This is a genomic window from Pantoea sp. AN62 (assembly GCF_050432985.1).
Lineage (GTDB): Bacteria > Pseudomonadota > Gammaproteobacteria > Enterobacterales > Enterobacteriaceae > Pantoea > Pantoea brenneri.
The window spans coordinates 84,192-103,734 of sequence record NZ_JBNPYB010000003.1 but is presented as its reverse complement, the minus strand read 5'-3'; the positions used below and the strand labels follow the sequence as shown (position 1 = coordinate 103,734).

General features: G+C 57.5%; 18 protein-coding genes and 1 pseudogene. 5 read left to right on the top strand and 14 right to left on the bottom strand.

Features of this window, described 5'->3' with window-relative positions; all coding sequences use genetic code 11:
• Positions 1-35: 35 nt before the first annotated feature.
• The 4 genes and pseudogenes from FHW04_RS04900 to FHW04_RS04885 all read right to left on the bottom strand — a co-directional run bounded on the left by FHW04_RS04900 (position 36) and on the right by FHW04_RS04885 (position 3,496).
• The gene (locus FHW04_RS04900) at positions 36-878 is read right to left on the bottom strand and encodes a class II fructose-bisphosphate aldolase (protein WP_031377539.1); all 843 of its coding nucleotides are present in this window, start codon (positions 876-878) and stop codon (positions 36-38) included.
• A pseudogene (locus FHW04_RS04895) lies at positions 865-2,198 on the bottom strand (PTS sugar transporter subunit IIC). The gene FHW04_RS04900 and the pseudogene FHW04_RS04895 overlap by 14 nt, the downstream one beginning before the upstream one ends.
• The gene (locus FHW04_RS04890) at positions 2,191-2,505 is read right to left on the bottom strand and encodes a PTS sugar transporter subunit IIB (protein WP_089561539.1); all 315 of its coding nucleotides are present in this window, start codon (positions 2,503-2,505) and stop codon (positions 2,191-2,193) included. Before FHW04_RS04890 ends, FHW04_RS04895 begins: the two are co-directional and overlap by 8 nt.
• A gap of 10 nt (positions 2,506-2,515) precedes the next feature.
• Entirely contained in the window at positions 2,516-3,496 is a 981-nt protein-coding gene (locus FHW04_RS04885) for a 6-phosphofructokinase (RefSeq protein ID WP_069728280.1), read from the bottom strand.
• A 458-nt stretch (positions 3,497-3,954) separates the two neighbouring features.
• Here FHW04_RS04885 and dld point away from each other — a divergent pair, with 458 nt between their 5' ends.
• Positions 3,955-5,652 (top strand): D-lactate dehydrogenase, encoded by a 1,698-nt coding sequence (gene dld, locus FHW04_RS04880; protein ID WP_089561538.1) that lies wholly within the window; start codon positions 3,955-3,957, stop codon positions 5,650-5,652.
• 44 nt (positions 5,653-5,696) lie between these two features.
• On the opposite strand, the gene FHW04_RS04875 is transcribed toward dld, so the two are convergent.
• The 8 genes from FHW04_RS04875 to FHW04_RS04840 all read right to left on the bottom strand — a co-directional run bounded on the left by FHW04_RS04875 (position 5,697) and on the right by FHW04_RS04840 (position 13,143).
• Entirely contained in the window at positions 5,697-6,281 is a 585-nt protein-coding gene (locus FHW04_RS04875) for a YceI family protein (protein ID WP_069728278.1), read from the bottom strand.
• Between the two features lie 119 nt (positions 6,282-6,400).
• Positions 6,401-8,749 carry a pyrroloquinoline quinone biosynthesis protein PqqF gene (pqqF, locus tag FHW04_RS04870; protein WP_286881895.1) on the bottom strand — a complete coding sequence of 783 codons (2,349 nt, stop codon included), beginning with the start codon at positions 8,747-8,749 and terminating at the stop codon, positions 6,401-6,403.
• A 17-nt stretch (positions 8,750-8,766) separates the two neighbouring features.
• Entirely contained in the window at positions 8,767-9,909 is a 1,143-nt protein-coding gene (gene pqqE, locus FHW04_RS04865) for a pyrroloquinoline quinone biosynthesis protein PqqE (RefSeq protein ID WP_031377895.1), read from the bottom strand.
• Positions 9,896-10,174: a pyrroloquinoline quinone biosynthesis peptide chaperone PqqD gene (gene pqqD / locus FHW04_RS04860; protein ID WP_031377894.1), complete on the bottom strand. Its 279-nt coding sequence runs from the start codon at positions 10,172-10,174 to the stop codon at positions 9,896-9,898. Before pqqD ends, pqqE begins: the two co-directional genes overlap by 14 nt.
• Before the next feature lie 3 nt (positions 10,175-10,177).
• Positions 10,178-10,933, bottom strand: coding sequence for a pyrroloquinoline-quinone synthase PqqC (gene pqqC / locus FHW04_RS04855; protein ID WP_031377893.1), 756 nt, complete (start codon positions 10,931-10,933; stop codon positions 10,178-10,180).
• 3 nt (positions 10,934-10,936) lie between these two features.
• On the bottom strand, positions 10,937-11,854 hold the full coding sequence (gene pqqB, locus FHW04_RS04850; protein WP_089561537.1) for a pyrroloquinoline quinone biosynthesis protein PqqB: 918 nt from the start codon (positions 11,852-11,854) through the stop codon (positions 10,937-10,939).
• 54 nt (positions 11,855-11,908) lie between these two features.
• Positions 11,909-11,980 carry a pyrroloquinoline quinone precursor peptide PqqA gene (pqqA, locus tag FHW04_RS04845; RefSeq protein WP_009090272.1) on the bottom strand — a complete coding sequence of 24 codons (72 nt, stop codon included), beginning with the start codon at positions 11,978-11,980 and terminating at the stop codon, positions 11,909-11,911.
• Positions 11,981-12,126: 146 nt separating this feature from the next.
• Positions 12,127-13,143 carry a dipeptidase gene (locus FHW04_RS04840; protein WP_069728389.1) on the bottom strand — a complete coding sequence of 339 codons (1,017 nt, stop codon included), beginning with the start codon at positions 13,141-13,143 and terminating at the stop codon, positions 12,127-12,129.
• A gap of 361 nt (positions 13,144-13,504) precedes the next feature.
• On the opposite strand from FHW04_RS04840, the gene FHW04_RS04835 reads away from it, so the two are divergent.
• The 3 genes from FHW04_RS04835 to leuA all read left to right on the top strand — a co-directional run bounded on the left by FHW04_RS04835 (position 13,505) and on the right by leuA (position 16,888).
• Positions 13,505-14,515, top strand: a complete 1,011-nt coding sequence (locus FHW04_RS04835) for a hypothetical protein (RefSeq protein WP_094106285.1) — start codon at positions 13,505-13,507, stop codon at positions 14,513-14,515.
• Entirely contained in the window at positions 14,508-14,903 is a 396-nt protein-coding gene (locus FHW04_RS04830) for a hypothetical protein (protein ID WP_089561535.1), read from the top strand. The genes FHW04_RS04835 and FHW04_RS04830 overlap by 8 nt, the downstream gene beginning before the upstream one ends.
• Before the next feature lie 269 nt (positions 14,904-15,172).
• The gene (gene leuA, locus FHW04_RS04825; RefSeq protein WP_179420071.1) at positions 15,173-16,888 is read left to right on the top strand and encodes a 2-isopropylmalate synthase; all 1,716 of its coding nucleotides are present in this window, start codon (positions 15,173-15,175) and stop codon (positions 16,886-16,888) included.
• Here the strand turns inward: leuA and FHW04_RS04820 are convergent.
• Together FHW04_RS04820 and FHW04_RS04815 are read right to left on the bottom strand one after the other, a co-directional pair.
• Positions 16,809-17,591, bottom strand: coding sequence for an AraC family transcriptional regulator (locus FHW04_RS04820; protein WP_089561534.1), 783 nt, complete (start codon positions 17,589-17,591; stop codon positions 16,809-16,811). The two genes, leuA and FHW04_RS04820, sit on opposite strands and share 80 nt — an antisense overlap.
• A complete protein-coding gene (locus FHW04_RS04815; protein ID WP_089561533.1) occupies positions 17,588-18,451 on the bottom strand; it encodes an NAD(P)-dependent oxidoreductase in 864 nt (287 codons plus the stop codon). Before FHW04_RS04815 ends, FHW04_RS04820 begins: the two co-directional genes overlap by 4 nt.
• A gap of 327 nt (positions 18,452-18,778) precedes the next feature.
• Here FHW04_RS04815 and FHW04_RS04810 point away from each other — a divergent pair, with 327 nt between their 5' ends.
• The gene (locus FHW04_RS04810; protein ID WP_069728274.1) at positions 18,779-19,357 is read left to right on the top strand and encodes a diguanylate cyclase; all 579 of its coding nucleotides are present in this window, start codon (positions 18,779-18,781) and stop codon (positions 19,355-19,357) included.
• The last annotated feature ends 186 nt before the right edge of the window (positions 19,358-19,543 follow it).

Genomic DNA, 19,543 nt, shown 5'->3' with positions numbered 1-19,543 from the left:
CTGATTCAGGTCGGCCGCGCCCTCAGACCGGGCGATTAACGGAACAACTGCATCTTCTCAACCAGCACGCTGGTCACCGCATCATTGGCCGGTACCAGAAAATTACGCACGCTGTCGTTGACCTTGCCTTTTTCAAAGCTGGTTTTGCATTGTGCGACCCACTGCACATTCATTTCCGTGCCGACGTTGACCTTTTCAATGCCGCTGCGCACCGCTAAACGCATATCTTCGTCACTGACGCCGGTCCCGCCGTGCAGTACCAGCGGCGTGTGGGTGGCGGCGGTAATGTCCGCCAGCCGCTGATGCTGAATATGCGCTTTACCGGTATACAGGCCATGCACCGTGCCGATCGAAATCGCCAGCATATCGACGCCGGTCTCCTCCACGAAGCGTCTGGCATCCTCTACCGGGGTGAAGGCAATTGCCTCCATTTCGACGCATTTGCCATCTTCTGAACCGCCAATCGCCCCGAGTTCCGCCTCTACCGAGACGTTGTGCGGCCGCGCCATGTCGATGACCCGACGGGTGTTGGCGATATTCTCCTCAATCGGCAGATGCGATCCGTCATACATCACCGAGCTAAAACCGGCGTCGATGGCGGTCTGAATCGCCGCCAGGTCGGAACAGTGATCAAGGTGCAGACAGGTCGGGACGCCGGTGCTTTCTGACAATGATTTAATCGCATCGACCAGCAGTTTATGACCCAGGTATTTCGCCGTACCGGTGGAGATCTGAATCATTAACGGGCTGTTGGTTTTTTCCGCCGCTTTAAAATAGGCCGGCAGCATCTCCAGGCAGTGCAGGTTAAACGAGCCGACCGCTTTAAAATCGCGTTGCTTAGCCAGCTGTAACAGATCGGCGAAATTATAAAGTTTCATGGATTTTTTCCTCTTGTGGCTTAGTGGATTTCCCGTTAACAAACCAGGCGAGTGCAGTAACGAAAGCGATAAACAGGGCGACAAACAGCCAGTTGTTCTGGAAGGCGTGGCCGAGTACCAGACCGGTGCTGATCACGTCGGAATCGCTGAAGGTCACGCCGGTGAAGCCGTAGCTCTCCAGCATCGGAACCAGAATTGCCGGCAGCAGCGTGATGAACAGGCCGTGGACAAAGCCGCCAATCATCGCCCGGCGGTGCCGCCCGCGAAGAAGTTGGTCAGCAGCCCGGGCAGGATCATCGCCAGGCCAAACATCGGGAAGACCAGCATGCCGACGATGGAGCCGAGCGTGGTGGCAAGGAAGCCGACAATCACCGCGTTTGGCGCGTAGGGAAACATCACCGGGCAGTCGAGCGCCGGTTTAGCGTCCGGTACCACCCGCATCGCAATCCCACGGAAAGCCGGCACCAGCTCGTTAAGCAGCAGACGCACCCCGCTGTAGAGCACGAACACCCCGGCGACGAACTGAATCGCCTGCATAAAGGCGTACATCAGGTAGTTCATGCCGTTGCTGTACTGGGCAATAAACGCCGGGCCGGCCGCCAGCGCCGGGATCAGGTACATCGGTACCATCACCAGCGCCATCGACAGATAGGTGTCCTGCAGGAACTTGAAGTTATCCGGCAGCTTCAGGTCTTCGGTTGAGCGCGACCCTTTACCGACCACCTTCGCCACCGCTGCCGTCACCAGATACCCGATGGTGCAGAAGTGGCCCAGCGCGACATCATCAGAGTCGGTAATCCGCCGCACCACCGGCTGCGCCAGTGCAGGCATCACCACTGCCATAATCCCGCCGAAAATGCCGCCGGTCAGGATCAGTGGCAGACCGCTCAGCCCCGCCTTGTAGCCAATCACCGCACCAATCGTTGCCATCCACAGCAGCGCCTGGCCGGTGAGGAAGATGTACTTAAACGGCGTCAGGCGAGCGATGATGATGTTGACGATAAAAATCACCAGCAGGGTCAACGCCACCTCCGATCCCAGTTCACGGTTGGCCAGCCCGGCAATCGCCGCCACATCGGTGATATAGCCCTGCATCCCGAAGCCGTGGGTAAATATGGTGTTAAGGAAGGTCAGCGTGCCGACAATAATATTGATACCGGCCATCATAATTAAAAAGCCCAGCAGGGTTTTAAAGGTGCCTTCCACCACCTTGCCGGCCGATTTTTTCTGCAGCAGCAGACCAATCAGGGCAATAAAGGCGATCAGAATCGACGCCTGCCCTAATAAGTCTTTTACCAGGAAGTCGATCACACTATTCATGGGCAGCGACCTTCATGTTGCGTTCTTTTAAAAAGGCCACGATCTTTTGCTCAATTTCCGATTTATCGGTAAGCTTGTTGAGAATAATGACCCGTTTAATCTGTTCCGGACTGGCATCGGCATTTAATACATCGGCAAACGCTTTTTGCGTCAGGATCATGTCTGATTTAAACGCGTTGGCTTCAGAAATGGTGGTGTGGTCAATATCCGCGTCAATTTCCAGTTTCTTTAATACCGCTTTTGCGCTCATCTCAATCGCAAAACTGGATCCTAATCCGCAGCCACAGACACATAAAATTTTCAGCATGGTTTTCTCCTCACAGAATTTGCAGTTGTTTAGCGAGCTTGTAATGATGCCCGTCGGTATCGACCAGGCGTTTTTGCATGCTTATTAAATCAATCGGAATCGGTTTATTACTGCCATTAATAATCACCGCTTTATTGCGCATTCCTGACTGAATACAACGCACCACTTCACTGGCCATAATGGTGCCCTGATAAATTTCCTCGCAGGTGGGTTCACCATTACGCAGCCCGTAACCGAGAATGGTTTTGCGGATGCGGACGCCAATTAACGGTTCCAGCTGTTTGATTAAGGTATCGATCGCCCCCTGAAAACCGGGTGAATATTCACGGGTGTAGCCCTCTGAGCAGAGGATCACCACGCTGTTCTGCTGCGCCAGCCGCTGGGTGATGCGTTGTGCCAGCTGCGGCAGTGGGATCTGACACTCCGGGATCAGCGCAAAATCGGCATTGGATTTTAACGCCGACTGCAGGGTTAACTCGCCGCAATAGCCACCGAGCAACTCCAGCATAAAGACCCGTCCGGGTAATGCCCGGCCGGTATTACGCAGCTTCGCCACCTCTTTTAATACCTGCTCGCAGGCGGTGGAAAAACCGAGCGTATAATCACTGCCAAATACATCGTTATCAATCGTCATGCCGACGCCAAAACAATTGACGCCAGATTCCGACAGGGTATGCAGAAATTGCAGCGACCCGTCACCGCCCGCCATGATTAATACTTCAATCCGTGCGCTCTTTAGCTGGCGGGCAATCATTTCATATTCACTGCGCAGCAATTTTTTTTGCGTCCGTCCCGATTGCATCACCGGGATCGGGGCGATAGAAAAGTCGAGCAGATCACGCTGACTAATATCCCGATGGCAATGGTTTAATAAACCGGGTATGCCGCCGTCAAATATCACGATCTCTGCCTGGGTCAGTCGGCCGACCTGAAAAACAAAATTATTAATGCCGCTGACATCGCCACCGCTGATCACTATTCCGATTCGCATTATTTCCCCCCGCTGGCTTAATTGGTGCCGGGTTTCATTGTTCCGGGATAAGGCGTTGTTATTTGCAACGGAGATCACAGTTACGAGCGGTATTTTCCAGGTGTGATGATTGACAGCGCTTTATTACTGAGCTTATTTGTGATCGTTATCACAATTAACATCGCTGGCAGGCTCGACGTGAATCCTGATATATCAGCGGGTTAGCTAACGGAGCCGGGGAATATTGTGGTCGGCAATCGATCTGCCGATCGACTGGCGATCTGTCATAACAAATCTGTGATTTTCACCTCATTTTTTACGGTTCGGCGGCTATTTCCGTCGGGTCTCCGGGGTGAATAGCCGATTAAAAACGCCGCAACCGCCGCTATTTTTGTTATTTCGATGGCGATCAATGATTGACAGTGGAATGTCGCTGGCTGTCCAATGAGACCCCTTGTTAACCAAAATAATGAGATGAAATGACCTCCTCGCAGCTTATGCTCCGCCAGCTTGGCGAACGGGTCGGTGTGAAAAGTCTGCTCACCGAACGGGATGATAAAGCCTGGTACACCAAAGGATTTCGGGTCGGTCGGGGTGAAGCGCTGGCCGTGGTGCTGCCGCAGACGCTGCTGCAGCTGTGGCAGGTCCTGCAAATCTGCTGCGCCAGCAACGCCATTGTGCTGATGCAGGCAGCCAATACCGGAGTGACCGGTGGCTCGACGCCGGATGGCAATGATTACGATCGCGAGGTGGTGATTGTCAGTACCCGTCGGTTGAAAGGCGTACAGGTGATCGACCAGGCGCGTCAGGTGATCGCCTTTCCGGGTGCCACCCTGACCGAGCTGGAGAACATTCTCGCCCCGCTGGGCCGGGAGCCCCATTCGGTGATCGGCTCCTCCTGTATCGGCGCATCGGTGATTGGCGGTATCTGTAATAACTCCGGCGGATCGCTGATCCGGCGCGGTCCGGCCTTTACCGAAAAGTCGCTGTTTGCCCGTCTGCATGACGATGGGCGGCTGGAGATGGTGAATCATCTGGGTATCGATCTGGGAGAGAGCCCGGAAGAGATGTTACAGCGGCTGGAACAGCAGAACTACACCACCGGCGACCGGCCTGACTGGGCGGGGAAAATCTGGGCTGACGACTACGCCAGCCAGCTGCGGGACACGGCGGCGGACAGCCCGTCGCGCTTTAATGGCGATCGGCGTTATCTGCATGAAAGCGCTGGCAGCGCCGGTAAGGTGGTGGTGTTTGCGGTGCGTCTGCCGACTTTTGAAGCCAGTCCGCAGACCCGGACCTTCTATATTGGCAGCGACGATGAGCAGCAGCTGGTGGCGCTGCGGCGGGTGCTGCTGGCAGAGATGCAGGCGCTGCCGATTCAGGCTGAATATATCCATCGCAACGCCTTTGATCTCACGGTGCGCTACAGTAAACATATGATGCTGGCGATTGGCAAACTCGGTCCGCAGGCGCTGCCTGGACTGATGGCGAAGAAAGCCCGCTGGGATGTGAGGGTCAGCCATCTGCCGTTTTTACCGCGTAACAGTGTCGATCGACTGCTGCAGTTCTTTAATCAGATCACCCCGCGCGGTGTGGCGCCGCGCATTATGGCCTACCGCGACCGGTTTGAGCATCATCTGATGATCAAAGTGGAAGCACAGCAGACCGCAGAGCTGGAGGGCCTGCTGACCCGCTTCTTCAGTCAGGGTCAGGGCGATTTTTTCCTGTGTAACCAGCGGGAAGCGCGCGATGCGTTTCTGGTGCGCTTCGGCGTTGGCGGCTGCACCATCTCTTACTGTGATTATCTCGGCTACGACCCCGATCAGCGGCTGGTGGCATTTGACGTGGCGTTACGGCGTAACGATCGGGCGTGGCGCATTGAACTGCCGCCCGAGCTGGCGGAACAGGTGCAGGTCGACTCCTGCTGTGGCCATTTTTTCTGTTACGTCAATCATCAGGATTATGTGCTGAAACCGGGCGTGGATGCGAAGGCGTTTAAGCAGGCGGTGATTGCGGTGCTGGAGCAGCGCGGTGCGAAGTATCCGGCGGAACACAATGTCGGCCATCTCTATCGCGCGTCAGACGAACACGCAGCGCACTGGCGGATGCTGGACCCGAGCAACAGTTTTAATCCGGGGATCGGTAAAACCAGTAAGAAGAAATTCTGGGCGCAGTAAGCGATACGCAATAAGGGCGGCGGCCCTTATTGCGTGGCCCGCAGTTATTTAGCGTAGGCTTCAGTCGACAGGGTCAGCGCAACCTCATCACCTACCGCCGGAACATATTTATCCAGCTTAAAGTCGGAGCGCTTGATGGTGCCGGTGGCATCAAAACCAATCGCCTGCTTCTTCACCATCGGATGCTCACCCTGCTTGTTCAGCGTGGCGTGCAGCGTCACCGGTTTGGTGATGCCTTTTAGCGTCAGGTTACCTTCAACGTCAAAACGGTTATCACCCTTCGCCACCACTTTGGTGCTGTGGAAGGTCGCGGTCGGGTATTTTGCGGTGTCGAAATAGTCTGCACCGTTAAATTCTTTGGTCAGCGCCGCAACGTGGCTGTCGATTTTGCTGACCGGCAGCGTTACATCAACACGTGACTGCTCAGGATGATCTTTATCGAACACCAGCGTGCCGCTGGCATCCGGGATATCGGCGGTCGGGTGTGAGAAACCGAAATGATTCCAGCTGACCACCACCGAGGTGTGCTCAGGATTGAGCTGGTAGTGCATCGCTTCTGCCTGAGAGACAGGAACATACAGGCTGGCAACGGCTAACAGGGGCAGCGCAATACGCTTGAGGTTCTTCACGATAAATTCCTTGTACAACTCAAAAATGTAAACTGAGTGTGGTGCAATTCGACCGGAATAAACAGTGAAGAGATTTGTCGGTAATTTTCAAATAAATTCAGCAACCTTGCTGCTGCAACTCAGGTCGCACCACCGGTGGTAAATAAGACCCGCCAGCGACGCCGCGCCTGAATCAGGTCGTGGTGCAGTTGCTGCAAGCTGACAACGTCCAGCGCCTCTATCGCCGCCGCATCCGGGTCGGTCAGGCCATTCAGCTGGCGTAACCGGGCCAGCGGTGTATCAAGCCGTTCGCGATGCAGACTGGCCTTCAGTGCCACCAGATCGCAGCCTGCCAGCGCCTCATTCAGTGAACGCAGAAAATTACGGCAGTAGCGCAGCAGCGACAGCGCGCTGTAATCGGGCGACTGCAGCGTGAACAGCACGCCATCCTGATCGGCGCAGCGCAGATAGCGGCTGCTGACCACATACCCTATCTGCTGTTCTACCCGGTAACGCTGGAAGAAACGCGGCTCATACAGCAGCGCCAGCGCCCGCAGCGCAGCCAGCTGTTGCGCCTGCTGGGGCGAAGCGCGTGACGCCTGGTGCAGCGGAATAAACAGCAGCAAGGCGTTATCGCGGCTGGCGTGCGGCAGCGCGATCATGCCGCTCGGTGCGGTCATCCGCATCGGCGGTGCTGCCGGATTGACCGGCAGCGGCAGCGCGCTCAGTCGGCGGGCAATCAGCGTCTGCAGCGCCGGGCTGCCGCCGGTGAACAGCGCCCGCCAGCAGGCTGGTGAAAAGGTTGATGTCAGCTGATAAGGCAACTGCTGCAACAGTGCGCGGATGGCAATAGTGTCGGGCGGCGGTAGCGGTTCGTCGTCGACCGGTGGCGTCAGCGCCTGCACCAGCTGATGCAGCGCCCAGTCCGCCACCGCCAGGTCGTGGGGCAGTTGCAGCGTCAGTTGCCACACGCCCTCCACTTCCTGCCATTCGCCCTGGCCACCTGAGTGACGCAAGGCGGCGAACAACGGACGCAGCCGGCGACCATAAGCGTGACCCACGGCCGCGCTGAAGGTTGAAAAAAACTCCGGCCGCAGCAGCAGCGTGGCGGTTTTGTTGCTGGCCGGGTCGGCGTCGTGGCCCGCCTCAGCGGTCGGACTGTCAGCCTCGCCGTGGCCGGTCGGTTCCGCAGCAGAATAATGCGGCAACGGCACCGCCTGCGACGGCAGCGGCTGATGGGTCAGCGGTGCCGCCAGCGGATAGAAAGCGAATTCTGCCGCACTGCTGGCGGCAGGCAGCACCGGCTGCCACGGGTGCAATGCCAGACTGAAGCCCTGGGTGTGGCAATTTTCCTCAGCCGCCTGCGGGCTGCACACCAGCGTGGTGCCGGGCGCATCCGCCAGCGTGGCCAGCCATGACGCAAACGCGCCGACCCCGGCTTGCGGGGCAAAGCCAAAGGCGCGCTCACGCAGCTGATCGAGCGGCGTCAGCGCCGCAAAACGCTGTTGCGCCAGCTGAAGATAATGCTGTTGCTGCGGCTGACGGGTCTGCTTCAGTGCGGCTAACCAGCGCCCGAACAGTGCGTTAACCGCTTCAGGCTGATCGGTGTCGATGCTCAGCGCCAGCCACACCGCATTATCCGCCTGGTAGAGCCACTTCAGGCTCAGCCGATCGGCCAGTCGCTGCTGGCGCAGTGTGGCCAGCAGCGAGCCCGGCGCTTCTTCCAGCAGAAATTCGCGCCATAACGTGACACCGTCACTACTGTCCAGCAGCCAGCTGCGCCACAGCGCGGCCGGTGTGCTGTTGGCAAGCCGCAATCCGGCACTGACCGACAGCGTGGGCCGCGGCGTCTCCTGCTGCCACTGACCGTCCGGCAGCGCGGCGGCAAAGGTGCGCGCCAGCTGCTCAAGCTGGTCCAGCGACTGCGGTCCCTGTAGCCAGAGCTGCATATTAGCGGCATAAAAATGGCGCTGATGGAACTGACGCAGCGCCTGTTGCAGCGCGGTCATCTCTTCGCCAAAGCTGGCGCGACTGCCAATCTGAAAGCGCCGAAACGCCGGTGGTGAGGTGGCGGCATGCAGTAGCGCGGCTTCGGTACGGGAGGGTTGATGCTGCTGGATCAGCTGATATTCAGCCTCAATCACCGCGATTTCCTGACGGATTGCCTGATGGTCGAGCAGCGGATGGCACAGCATATCCTGCAGGCGCGCCAGTCCGTCAGCCAGCTGCGGTGGCGCAACCTCAAAAAACCAGGCGCTGCGCCGGGCCAGCGTGGTGGCGTTGACCCGACCACCCTGCGCGGCAATCCAGCTCATCAGTCGCCCGTCGTCCGGCCAGCCAGCGCTGCCGGTGAACAGCAGATGCTCCAGCAGGTGCGCCAGCCCCGGCCAGCGGTCCGGCTCATCATGGCTGCCGGCGCCGACCTGAATTAACGCTGCGGCCTGGCGCGCATCAGGCTGATGCACTAGTTCCACCCGCAAGCCGTTAATCTCCAGGCGGCGCACGGTTACAGGTTCCGGGTCTTGTAGATCAGCTGAGAATTGCTGCGATTGCGGAACTGCAGCTGTCCAATTTTGATGTCGCTGCAATCGGCTTCGCGGCGTGCGGCGAGGATCGTGTCGTGATGCGGCGATTTGCTGCAGACCGGATCGGCGTTGTCGGCATTGCCGGTCAGCATGTAAGCCTGACAGCGACAGCCGCCAAAGTCCTTCTCTTTCTCGTCGCAGGAGCGGCACGGCTCCGGCATCCAGTCGTAACCGCGATAACGGTTAAAACCAAACGAGTGATACCAGATGTCATCCAGCCGCTGATCCAGCACCGACGGAAACTCCACCGGCAGCTGGCGCGCACTGTGGCACGGCAGCGCGGTGCCTTCCGGCGTGACGCTGAGGAAAATCGCGCCCCAGCCGCCCATGCAGCCTTTCGGACGCTCTTCATAATAGTCAGGCGTGACGAACAGCAGGTTGGTCAGGTTACCGCTGGCGCTCATCCGCTCACGGTAACGGCTGACCACCGCTTCGGCGCGGGCAATCTGTTCGCGGGTCGGCAGCAGCCCTTCACGGTTGAGCTGCGCCCAGCCATAAAACTGGCAGGTCGCCAGCTCCACATCATCCGCTTCCAGCTCGATGCAGAGATCGATGATTTTATCGATCTGGTCGATGTTATGGCGGTGCAGCACGAAGTTCAGCACCATCGGATAGCCGTGCGCCTTAACCGCCTTCGCCATTTCCAGCTTCTGCTGGAAGGCTTTTTTCGATCCGGCCAGCGCGGCGTTCAGGGTTTCATCACTGGCCTGAAAACTGATCTGAATATGATCCAGCCCGGCTTCGCTGAACGCATCCAGCTTTTTCTCGGTCAGGCCAATGCCGGAGGTGATCAGATTGGTGTAGAAGCCGAGGTCACGCGCCGCTTTGATCAGCTCCGGCAGATCCTTACGCACCAGCGGCTCACCGCCGGAAAAACCGAGCTGTACGCTGCCCATGGCGCGCGCCTGGCGAAACACCTCGATCCACTGCTCAGTGGTCAGCTCTTTTTCCTGCTGGGCAAAATCGAGCGGATTTGAGCAGTACGGGCACTGCAGCGGGCAGCGATAGGTCAGCTCCGCCAGCAGCCAGAGCGGCGGATTTACGCCAGGTTTACTCGGGGTCACGGAACTGTATCCACTTCTGTTCATAGGCTGATTGCAGGAACTCTTTCACATCGTCGCCGACGCCGCCGGCTTCCGGGAAGCGGCTGTCGAGCGTGGCAATAATGGCGGCGATATCCTGTTTGCCGTCCACCAGCGCAAGGATGGCCGCGGCGGTTTCGTTGAGCTTCGCCATCCCTTCCGGATAGAGCACCACGTGGCTATCCTGCGCGGCTTCCCACTGCATGCGGTAGCCGCGACGGAACGCGGCAATCAAGTTTTCATTCATCTGTTATACCAGTCGGGTGGTGTGCCACGCCGCCTTGTCGGTGACGGTGTGGTAAGGCGGACGCTTAAGCTCATAGGCCATGGTCATCGCGTCGAGCATGCTCCACAAAATATCGAGCTTAAACTGCAAAATTTCCAGCATCCGGTTCTGCTTTTCAGCGGTGGTGCAGAATTCCAGCGCCAGCGCCAGGCCATGTTCCACATCGCGGTTCGCCTGGCTCAGGCGGCTGCGGAAGTAGAAATAGCCCTCTTCTTTGATCCACGGATAGTGCTGTGGCCAGCTGTCGAGGCGCGACTGATGGATCTGCGGCGCAAACAGCTCGGTCAGCGAACTGCAGGCTGCTTCCTGCCAGTTGGCGCGACGGGCAAAGTTGACGTAGGCGTCAACCGCAAAACGCACGCCTGGCAGCACGTGCCGCTCGGAGATCAGTTCTTCACGCGTTAGCCCGACCGCTTCGCCGAGCTGCAGCCAGGCTTCAATTCCGCCTTCTGCGCCATTGCTGCCGTCGTGATCGAGGATACGCTGCACCCATTTACGCCGGGTCGCCGGATCGGGACAGTTAGCCATAATGGCAGCATCTTTCAGCGGAATGGTGGTCTGGTAGTAAAAGCGATTCGCCACCCATCCCTGAATCTGCTCGCGCGTCGCCTGACCGTTATGCATCGCGATGTGATACGGATGATGAATATGGTAGTAAGCGCCTTTGTCGCGCAGGGCCTGTTCAAAAGCCTGCGGCGACAGCGTGTCAGTGATCTGCATGATTTAGTCCTGAAGGTGGATCGCCATTCCGTCCCAGCTCACCTCAATCCCTTGCTGCGTCAGGAACTGACGCTGAGGGGACTGCTCGTTGAGAATCGGATTGGTGTTGTTAATGTGAATCAGAATTTTGCGTTTTGCCGGCAGCGAGGCCAGCAGCGCCATCAGCCCCTGCTCTTCGGCCAGCGCCAGGTGACCCATCGCTTTGCCGGTATTTTTACCGACGCCGGTGGTCAGCAGTTCATCATCCTGCCAGACCGTGCCGTCGATCAGCAGGCAGTCGGCTTTTTGCAGCCACGGCAGGATCACCGCATCCGGTTCGCCGAGGCCCGGCGCATACAGCAGCGTTTTGCCGCTGGTGCGATGTTCGATAAACAGCGCCACGTTGTGGCCCGGCAGCGGCCGATCGCGGTAAGGCGAATAGGGCGGCGCGTTGCTGAGAATCGGAATCGCGGTGAACTGCAGATCGCGGCAGACATCGACGCTGAACGGCGTCAGCGGAGCGATCGGCCGGTGCTGCAAACCGCCGTTCCAGTGGGTCAGCATCGGAAAGATCGGGAAGCCGCTGCTGAGGTCGTGATGCACTTCCGGCGTACACCACACCTGATGTGGGCAGCCTTCACGCAGGCTGAGCAGCCCGGTGGTGTGGTCGATCTGGCTGTCGGTCAGAATAATCGCGCCGATCGCCGTGCCGCGCAGCACCCCGTGACGGGTTAATTCGGGCGTATGCAGAATCTGCTGACTGATGTCGGGCGAGGCGTTACATAACACCCAGTCTTCGCCATTATCGCTGAGGATAATCGACGATTGGGTACGTGCACTGGCCTGAATGGTGCCGGTACGCACGCCATGACAGTTAGCGCAGTTACAGTTCCACTGCGGAAATCCGCCACCAGCGGCTGAGCCGAGGACTTTAATAAACATGAAGGAAAACCAGAAGTTGAAACAAAATGCCCGCGCAGATGGCGGGCAGAATTATTAACGGTTGGAGATGTACAGAGTCACTTCCAGGCCGAGACGCAGATCAACGAAAGTTGGCTTTTTCCACATGATTTATTTCCTCTTGAGTAACAGTAAATTAGCGGCCAGAAAATCCGGCGACCGGGTGTGAAACGCGATCCCAGTCACAAATTTGCCGACAGATGTTGCGCCAATGGCGCGTCGAGATCAACCCGAAAGAAGTAAGGAAATTGTTATCACAGACCGGTTTGCGCTAAAACCCGCTGCCAGTTTCCCCACGCCAGCTTCTCTGTCAGTGTTTGATCATAGCCCGCTTCCCGCAAAGCGGCGAGCAGACGCGGTAATCCGCTGACATCGCCCAGCGCCTCCGGCGGGGTTATACCGTCGAAATCGGAGCCAAACGCCACATGGTCGCTGCCCATTATCCTCAACAGATGATCACAATGCTTAACAATTTCTGTCAACGGAGTGTTACTGTCGCGCTGACCATCGGCGCGCAAAAAGGCGTTGCCGAAATTAATCCCGACCAGTCCGCCGCTGTCGCGGATCGCCACCAGTTGGGCATCGGTCAGGTTACGCGGCTGGGGACAGAGCGCATGCGCATTGGAATGGCTGGCGACCAGCGGCGCATCAGAGAGTCGCGCGGTATCCCGGAACGCTTTTTCATTCATGTGCGATACGTCGATCATCATTCGCAGCGCATTAGCCTGCTTAATCAGCGCCTCGCCCGCCGCCGTCAGCCCCGGACCGGTATCGGGCGAGCCGGGAAAGCTGCCGCTAACCCCCTGACCAAACCGGTTAGGCAGATTCCAGAAGGGCCCGATGCTGCGCACCCCGGCCTGCCAGAACGCCTGTAATGCCTCGCCGTCGCCGTCCAGCGCATCGGCGCCCTCGATATGTGCCACCATCGCCAGCACGCCTGCGGCGCGGCAGGCCGCAATCTCGTCATGGCTGCGGCAGATGCGCGCCCGTCCACCTGACGCATCGGCCAGCTGCTGCAGAATTTCGAGCTGTTGCCACATAATCTGCAGTGGTTCATATGGCTCCTCGGCGCGTGCCGGAACGGTGCGGGCAATGTACTCCTGCGGGGGCACAAAGATCGCAAACAACCCGCCGCCGAGTCCGCCCTGCTGAATGCGAGGAAAATCGAGGTGGCCTCGTTCAATACCCTGATAAAACGCCTGCGCGGGCGCATCGCGATGATGCAGCCACAGATTAAGCAGCAGATCGTTGTGACCATCAAAAATCAACATAAGCGTCCACCCGAATAAACAGGCGACCATGCTACCCCTGCCCGGCGGATTCATCAAACCGCAGCGCACCCAGGGTGTTGTCCTGAAGTTAGCATGGTGCGGTACCGAGGGCTTTTATCATGAACCGGGCAGATTATCGGCGGAATCAAAGCAGCAGGCGCGTGTTGGCAGGCAGGTGTGCATCACTAAGTTTTACAGCCCGTATCCTGATTCTTAATGGGCAAATACCGGCTTTAAACTGTACCACAACACTTAATAATTATTTTTGCGTAACGCAGTAAATTTATTTATCTTTATTTCAGTTTTTCAGGAATAGGGAGTGTTGTTCCTTTTAACACCAATACTGATGGAGAATGGAAGCATGGCGCATAACATAGCCCCCGGATATTGTGTTGTGGAAAGACCTGGCTCGCTGGAGTATCAGGCACGAGAACTCTTCAGGGATATTCGCTCCCCAGCTGCCAGTCTGTTTATGAAAATTAATGCGGATACGCAGTATCTGAAACCGGGCCAAATTTTAATTGTTGCTGACTCAGAGACGCCTGATCACCTGACAATGCAGATGATGACGACACTCAGACAGGCTAAAAATAAAACCAACGCAGCGCTTATAGGCTTAAGTAGCGACGATGCCGGATTCATGCAGACACATTACGGAATGATTGCTGCGCTGACAGGTGTCGGAGACAAGGTTTTCGGCACTGTGGGCGATGTCGGCGAAAAGTATTTTAATGCTATTGAGCAGACACTGAAAAAAATTGAAGCCAGCTACCAGAATCAATTTCGTACTCAGGGGACGTTAATCAGCCAGCAGTTCTTTGTGGAACGTAATCAGTTGCTGAACCAGCTAAAGGAACTGGTCAATAAACCCCTGTTAAAATCTCTCGCCCGGTATGTCGTGAAATTCCAACAGTATGACAATATGAAGCGAGCATTAAACCTTTCTGGTCGTTCGATTGTGCATGAGTGGTCCACCGTTGGGTTAAGTGGCATTCCAGGATATTCGTATTATGTCGGCAATGCAGCAAGAGCAGCGCGCTTCCTTAAGACCGGAGGATATATAGGTATCGGATTTGCTTTGGTCGGGACAACTAACGATGTGGTGAATGCTTGCTCAAAAGGGCGCGAAAGTGAATGCAGGAAAATTGCTGTCAGAGATGACACAAAGTTTGCTGTAGGCACCGGTGGTGCAATGTATGCTGGTGCATGGGGGGGTTCTGCTGCGTTAGCGGGTTGTGCGGCCATTGGGATAGTGACCGCGGGGGCGGGAGGTGTTGCTTGCGCGGCAGTGGGCTCCGTGGTCGGTGGTTATATCGGTAGTTCGGCAGGCGAAAAAGCAGTTGATTATTTACTGGGGTCAACCGGTGACTGAGTTTTATATATCAAGGGCGGGGTTGTTCTTTGGCCTGGCAGGCAGCTTTTTTATTTTCATATCTTTCTTCCTTTACGCTTTTAACAGAAAGGAATATGACAAACTCATTTCATTGTTCCTGGAAAAATATCAGTTCCCTCCCCCCTATTCGTTCTATCACATGGCCGGTTATTTTGGCGCATACCAGATGTGCAGATTTTTCATTAAGCTGAGCATGAATAAAAGAATATCCGCCTTTAACAAAGATAGTCCTGCTTATTCCTTTTTCAGCGAAAACAGACTGACAGTAAGTCGCTGGATGATATATTTATCACGTTTGTGGCTGTTTGCAGGAATCTGCTATCTCGCAACAGCGCTGGCTGTTCTGATTTTGAGTATTCTCAGATGAAAGCTAAGCTGATCACCACGTAACCTTACCAGCCCACTATGTGGGCTTAGTACGCTACTACAGCGCTTCTCCAGCCCCACATCTGCCATCGCCTTAAAGCCCTTCAGTAACCTTTCAGCCATCTGAGCCTTCAGGCGGAACAGCCCTGTTACAGTTTGCGTATTCGCCTTAATGTGTTGTCACTTTTGCGCATCAGGTTGTCAGCATTGCGCGCGCGCCGCTGGCCCGCTGCCGCCAGACTGGAAAAAAACCACCTGGAGAGAATGATGATGCTGACCGATCCCGCTGAGAAATACCGCCCATCCCCGCTGATTACCCTGCCCGATCGCCAGTGGCCTGCGCGCCAGCTCAGCCACGCACCGCGCTGGCTGTCAACCGATCTGCGTGACGGTAATCAGGCGCTGGCCGAACCGATGGATCGCGATCGCAAAATGGAATTCTGGGCGCTGTTGCTGCGCTGCGGCTTTAAAGAAATTGAGGTCGCCTTTCCCTCCGCCTCGCAGACCGACTTCGACTTTGTGCGCGATCTGATAGAGCAGCACCGCATTCCTGATGACGTGACGTTGCAGGTGCTGACCCAGGCGCGCCACGATCTGATTGAGCGCACCTTCGTCGCCTTGCAGGGCGCACCGCGGGCGATTGTGCATCTGTATAACGCCACCGCCCCGCTGTTCCGCGAGCGGGTTTTCAAACAGAGCAAAGCGGAGATCGTGGCGCTGGCAACGGCCGCTGCGCAGCAGATCCGCACCGCCTGTGAGGCGCAGCCCGAAACGGCGTGGACCTTTGAGTACTCGCCGGAAACCTTCTGTTTTACCGAAATGGCGTTTGTGCTGGAGATTTGTGAAGCGGTCGCCGACGTCTGGCAGCCTGACGCCAGCCGTCCGATGATCATCAACCTGCCCGCCACGGTGGAGGTCAACACGCCCAACGTCTATGCCGATCAGATTGAGCTGTTCTGCCGCCAGTTCAGCCGCCGGCAGGCAGTCTGCATCAGCGTCCATCCACATAACGATCGCGGCACCGGTGTCGCCTGCGCTGAACTGGCGCTGCTGGCGGGGGCGGATCGGGTCGAAGGCTGTCTGTTTGGCAACGGCGAGCGCACCGGCAATGTCGACCTGGTCACCCTGGCGCTGAATCTCTACACCCAGGGTGTCGCCCCGCAGCTGGATTTCAGCCAGATGAGCGAAGCGCTTGAGGTGGTGACCCGTTGTAATCAACTGCCGGTCCACCCGCGCCATCCTTATGCCGGTGAGCTGGTGTTTACCGCCTTCTCCGGCTCGCATCAGGATGCGATTCGCAAGGGTTTTGCCTGGCGCACCAGCCAGCAGGAAACGCACTGGCAGATGCCCTATCTGCCGCTCGATCCGGCCGATATTGGCTGCAGCTATGAAGCGGTGATTCGGGTGAACAGCCAGTCAGGCAAAAGCGGTGCCGCATGGCTGCTGGAGCAAAACCACGGCTTGCAGCTGCCGCGCGCGCTGCAGCAGGATTTCAGCCGCTGCGTACAGCAGCACACTGACCATCATGGCGGCGAGATGACCCATTACGCGCTGTGGCAGCTGTTTTGTCGTCAGTATGGCGTGGACCAGCCAACGCTGCAGTTGCTGAAGGCCAGCAGCCAGAGCGATAACCACGGCCAGACCACGCTTAACGCCAGCGTCAGCTATCAGTCGCGCACCCTCAGCTTACAGGGCAGCGGCAACGGCTGGTTGTCGGCCGGGGTGAATGCCCTGCGCCACGCGTTCGACCTGGCGCTGACCATTGAGGATTACCATGAACACACGCTGGGGAAACGCAGTGAGAGTCGCTCGGTCGCCTATATCAGCTGTCTGGATGCCAGTGGCAACCGCTACTGGGGCGTGAGTATCGATAATGATACGGCGCGCGCCGCGCTGCAGGCGCTGTTTAACGCGGCGAGTCGCTTTCCTGCGCGGGAAAATAGTCCGTCGGCGCCACGCCCAGCAGACGGCGAAACATCGCGCTGAAGGCGCTGGGACTTTCATAGCCGAGATCCAGCGCTACCCGCAGCACCGAATCGCCCTGCGCCAGTCGCGTCAGGGCGATGGCGAGGCGGGCGCGACGGACCCAGTCGCTGAATTGTAAGCCGGTTTCACGGCTGAAGTGACGCGCCAGCGTGCGCCCCGAGACGTTGAGGCTGGCGCTGGCACGCAGCAGGGTCCAGCTTTCGCCCGGCGTCTGCTGAATACGCTGGCACAGCGCCTGTAACCGGGCGCTGTGCGGTGCGGGCAGCGCAAACGGCAACACGTGCATGCCGCGGATTTCATCCAGAATCAGTTCCACGATCCGTTCGGCACGACTGTCAGCCAGATAGGCGGCCGGCAACGTCAGCGCGCTGACAATCAGCTCACGCAGCAGCGGCGTAATCTGCACCACCTGACAACTGGCCGGCAGATCGGCGCGCGCCAGCGGATGGATAAACAGCGTTCGTGCCGCCACCGTGCCGGTGATCTGTAGCGCATGCCGGGTAAACGCCGGTAACCAGACACCGCGACTCGGCGGCACCGTCCAGCTGCCAAATTCGGTCTCCACCCGCACCACGCCACTCAGCGTGTGGATCAGCTGCGCGCAGTCATGCTGATGCCACGGCTCGCTGGCACCGTGGGCGTAATCATGCGCCAGCGGCACCAGCGGCCGTTGGCTGAAGTCAAAGCCGGCCGGACAACTCATTGCGCGTTCAGATAGCGGTAGACCACTGCCAGATCCTGTTCACCCAGGCCGTCATCAACCGCCTGCTGCCAGAAATCAGCAATATTTGCCAGCGCCGGCAGCGGAATATCAGACGCCTCAAGGGCCAGTCGGGCATCTTTCAGCGCCCAGACCAGATTCATCTGCGGGGTGTAGTCGTCGCTGGCAATCATCCCCAGCTTCATTTTTGCGTACGGGGCCGCCAGTGGGCCGCCCTCCAGCACCTGCCAGAGATCGTCGGTCGAAAAACCAAACTGCGCCGCCAGCTGGGTGCTCTCCGCCAGGCTCTGCATCATGCCAATCAGCCAGCTGTTGATCACCAGCTTCATGCGTGAACTTTTGCCCGCCTCGCCCAGCCACTGCGTGCCCTTGCCAATCGCGGCAAATACCGTTTCGGCCGCGGCGGCGCGGCTGCGATCGCCGCTGGCTAATACCAGAATCTGGCCATTTTCTGCTGGCGCTTTGGTGCCGGAGACCGGCGCGTCAATAAACAGCACGTCGCTGCGCGCGCCGGCGAACAGGGCGATCAGCGCGTCGGTTTTTTCCACGCCGATGGTGCCCATCTGACATAAAATGGCGCCCGGTTTAAATGCCTCCTGACTCTGCTGCAGCACCTGCTCAGTGGTCTCGCCGTCCGACAGCATCGCAATCACCACATCTGCCTGACGCACCGCCTCGGCGGGCGAATCGGCCAGTTGCAGACCGGCATCCAGCAGATCCTCGCCGCGTGCGCGGGTCCGGTTCCAGCCATGGACCTTAAAGCCTTTCTTCAGCAGGTTAGCGGCAAACGCGTGGCCCATTGCACCCAATCCCAGAACCGCCACTTCAGGTTGTTGACTCATGCTGACTCCCTTTGATCAATGTGGAAATGATGCGCCGCGACCCGACTGGCCCCGACGCATAAGGCTTAAAAAAGGCTCTCTTCAGCCTGACGGCAAACGGCCAAAAAATCCAGCCCAACGCGATGAGGCAGCCGGCAATGTCCTGTCCCGGCGCGCTCGCTGTCGGCGCGCTAATATTCCGGCCGCCCGCGCCTGTTAGCGATCCTGCGGCGCTAATCGCCTCTCTGCCTGATCCAACAATAAACAGTACGCCTGCCGCTGCCGCATTTTGCGTCTCTTCCTGCCAGGTCTATGCTTTATTCACTTTCATTCCCCAGAGGCTGTGTAATGCATCAATTTGATCCGCAAATGCTGCTGTTACTTTATTTCGTTTTACCGGTCTGGCTTATTGCTGGTTTCGCTGACTGGATCTGTCATCGGGCGACCGATATTGAAAACACCACCGGCCTGAAAGAAACCTGGATTCATATTCTGATGTTTTTAGAGATGGGACTGCCGTTATTGTCGGCCCTGTTTTTAGAGGTGAATGCGCTGGTGATCGCCTTTATGATTGTGCTTTTTTTCTGTCACGAAGCCACCGCACTGTGGGATGTCAGCTACGCGGTGACGGCGCGTGAGGTCAAGCCGATCGAGCAGCATGTTCACAGTTTTCTTGAGATGGTGCCGCTGATGGCGCTGCTGCTGGTTATTTCACGGCACTGGCCGCAGTTCCAGGCGTTATTTGGTTTCGGCGATGAGCCGCCCCGTTTTGAGCTGATGTGGCGCGCCGATCCCCTGCCGACCGGTTATATCATTTTTGTTCTGTCGGCTATATTCCTGCTGGAGATGCTGCCCTATCTGGAAGAGTACTGGCGCGGCAAAAAAGCGCGTAAGCGTGCCGCGAATAAAGCCGCAGCCGGCGATTAATTCTGCAGCCTGCTGACGGTGGTTATTTGCGCACGGCAGACGAACAGAAAATAAAATAACCGCTGTCGGCCGCAGAACCGATAAAACAGAGGCAGCGACTGCGCGGCGTCGGGTGAACGGAATAAGCCTGACGACACGTAAAGATCTATACCAGAACCCGGCAAAGCATTACCATACGCGCCAATT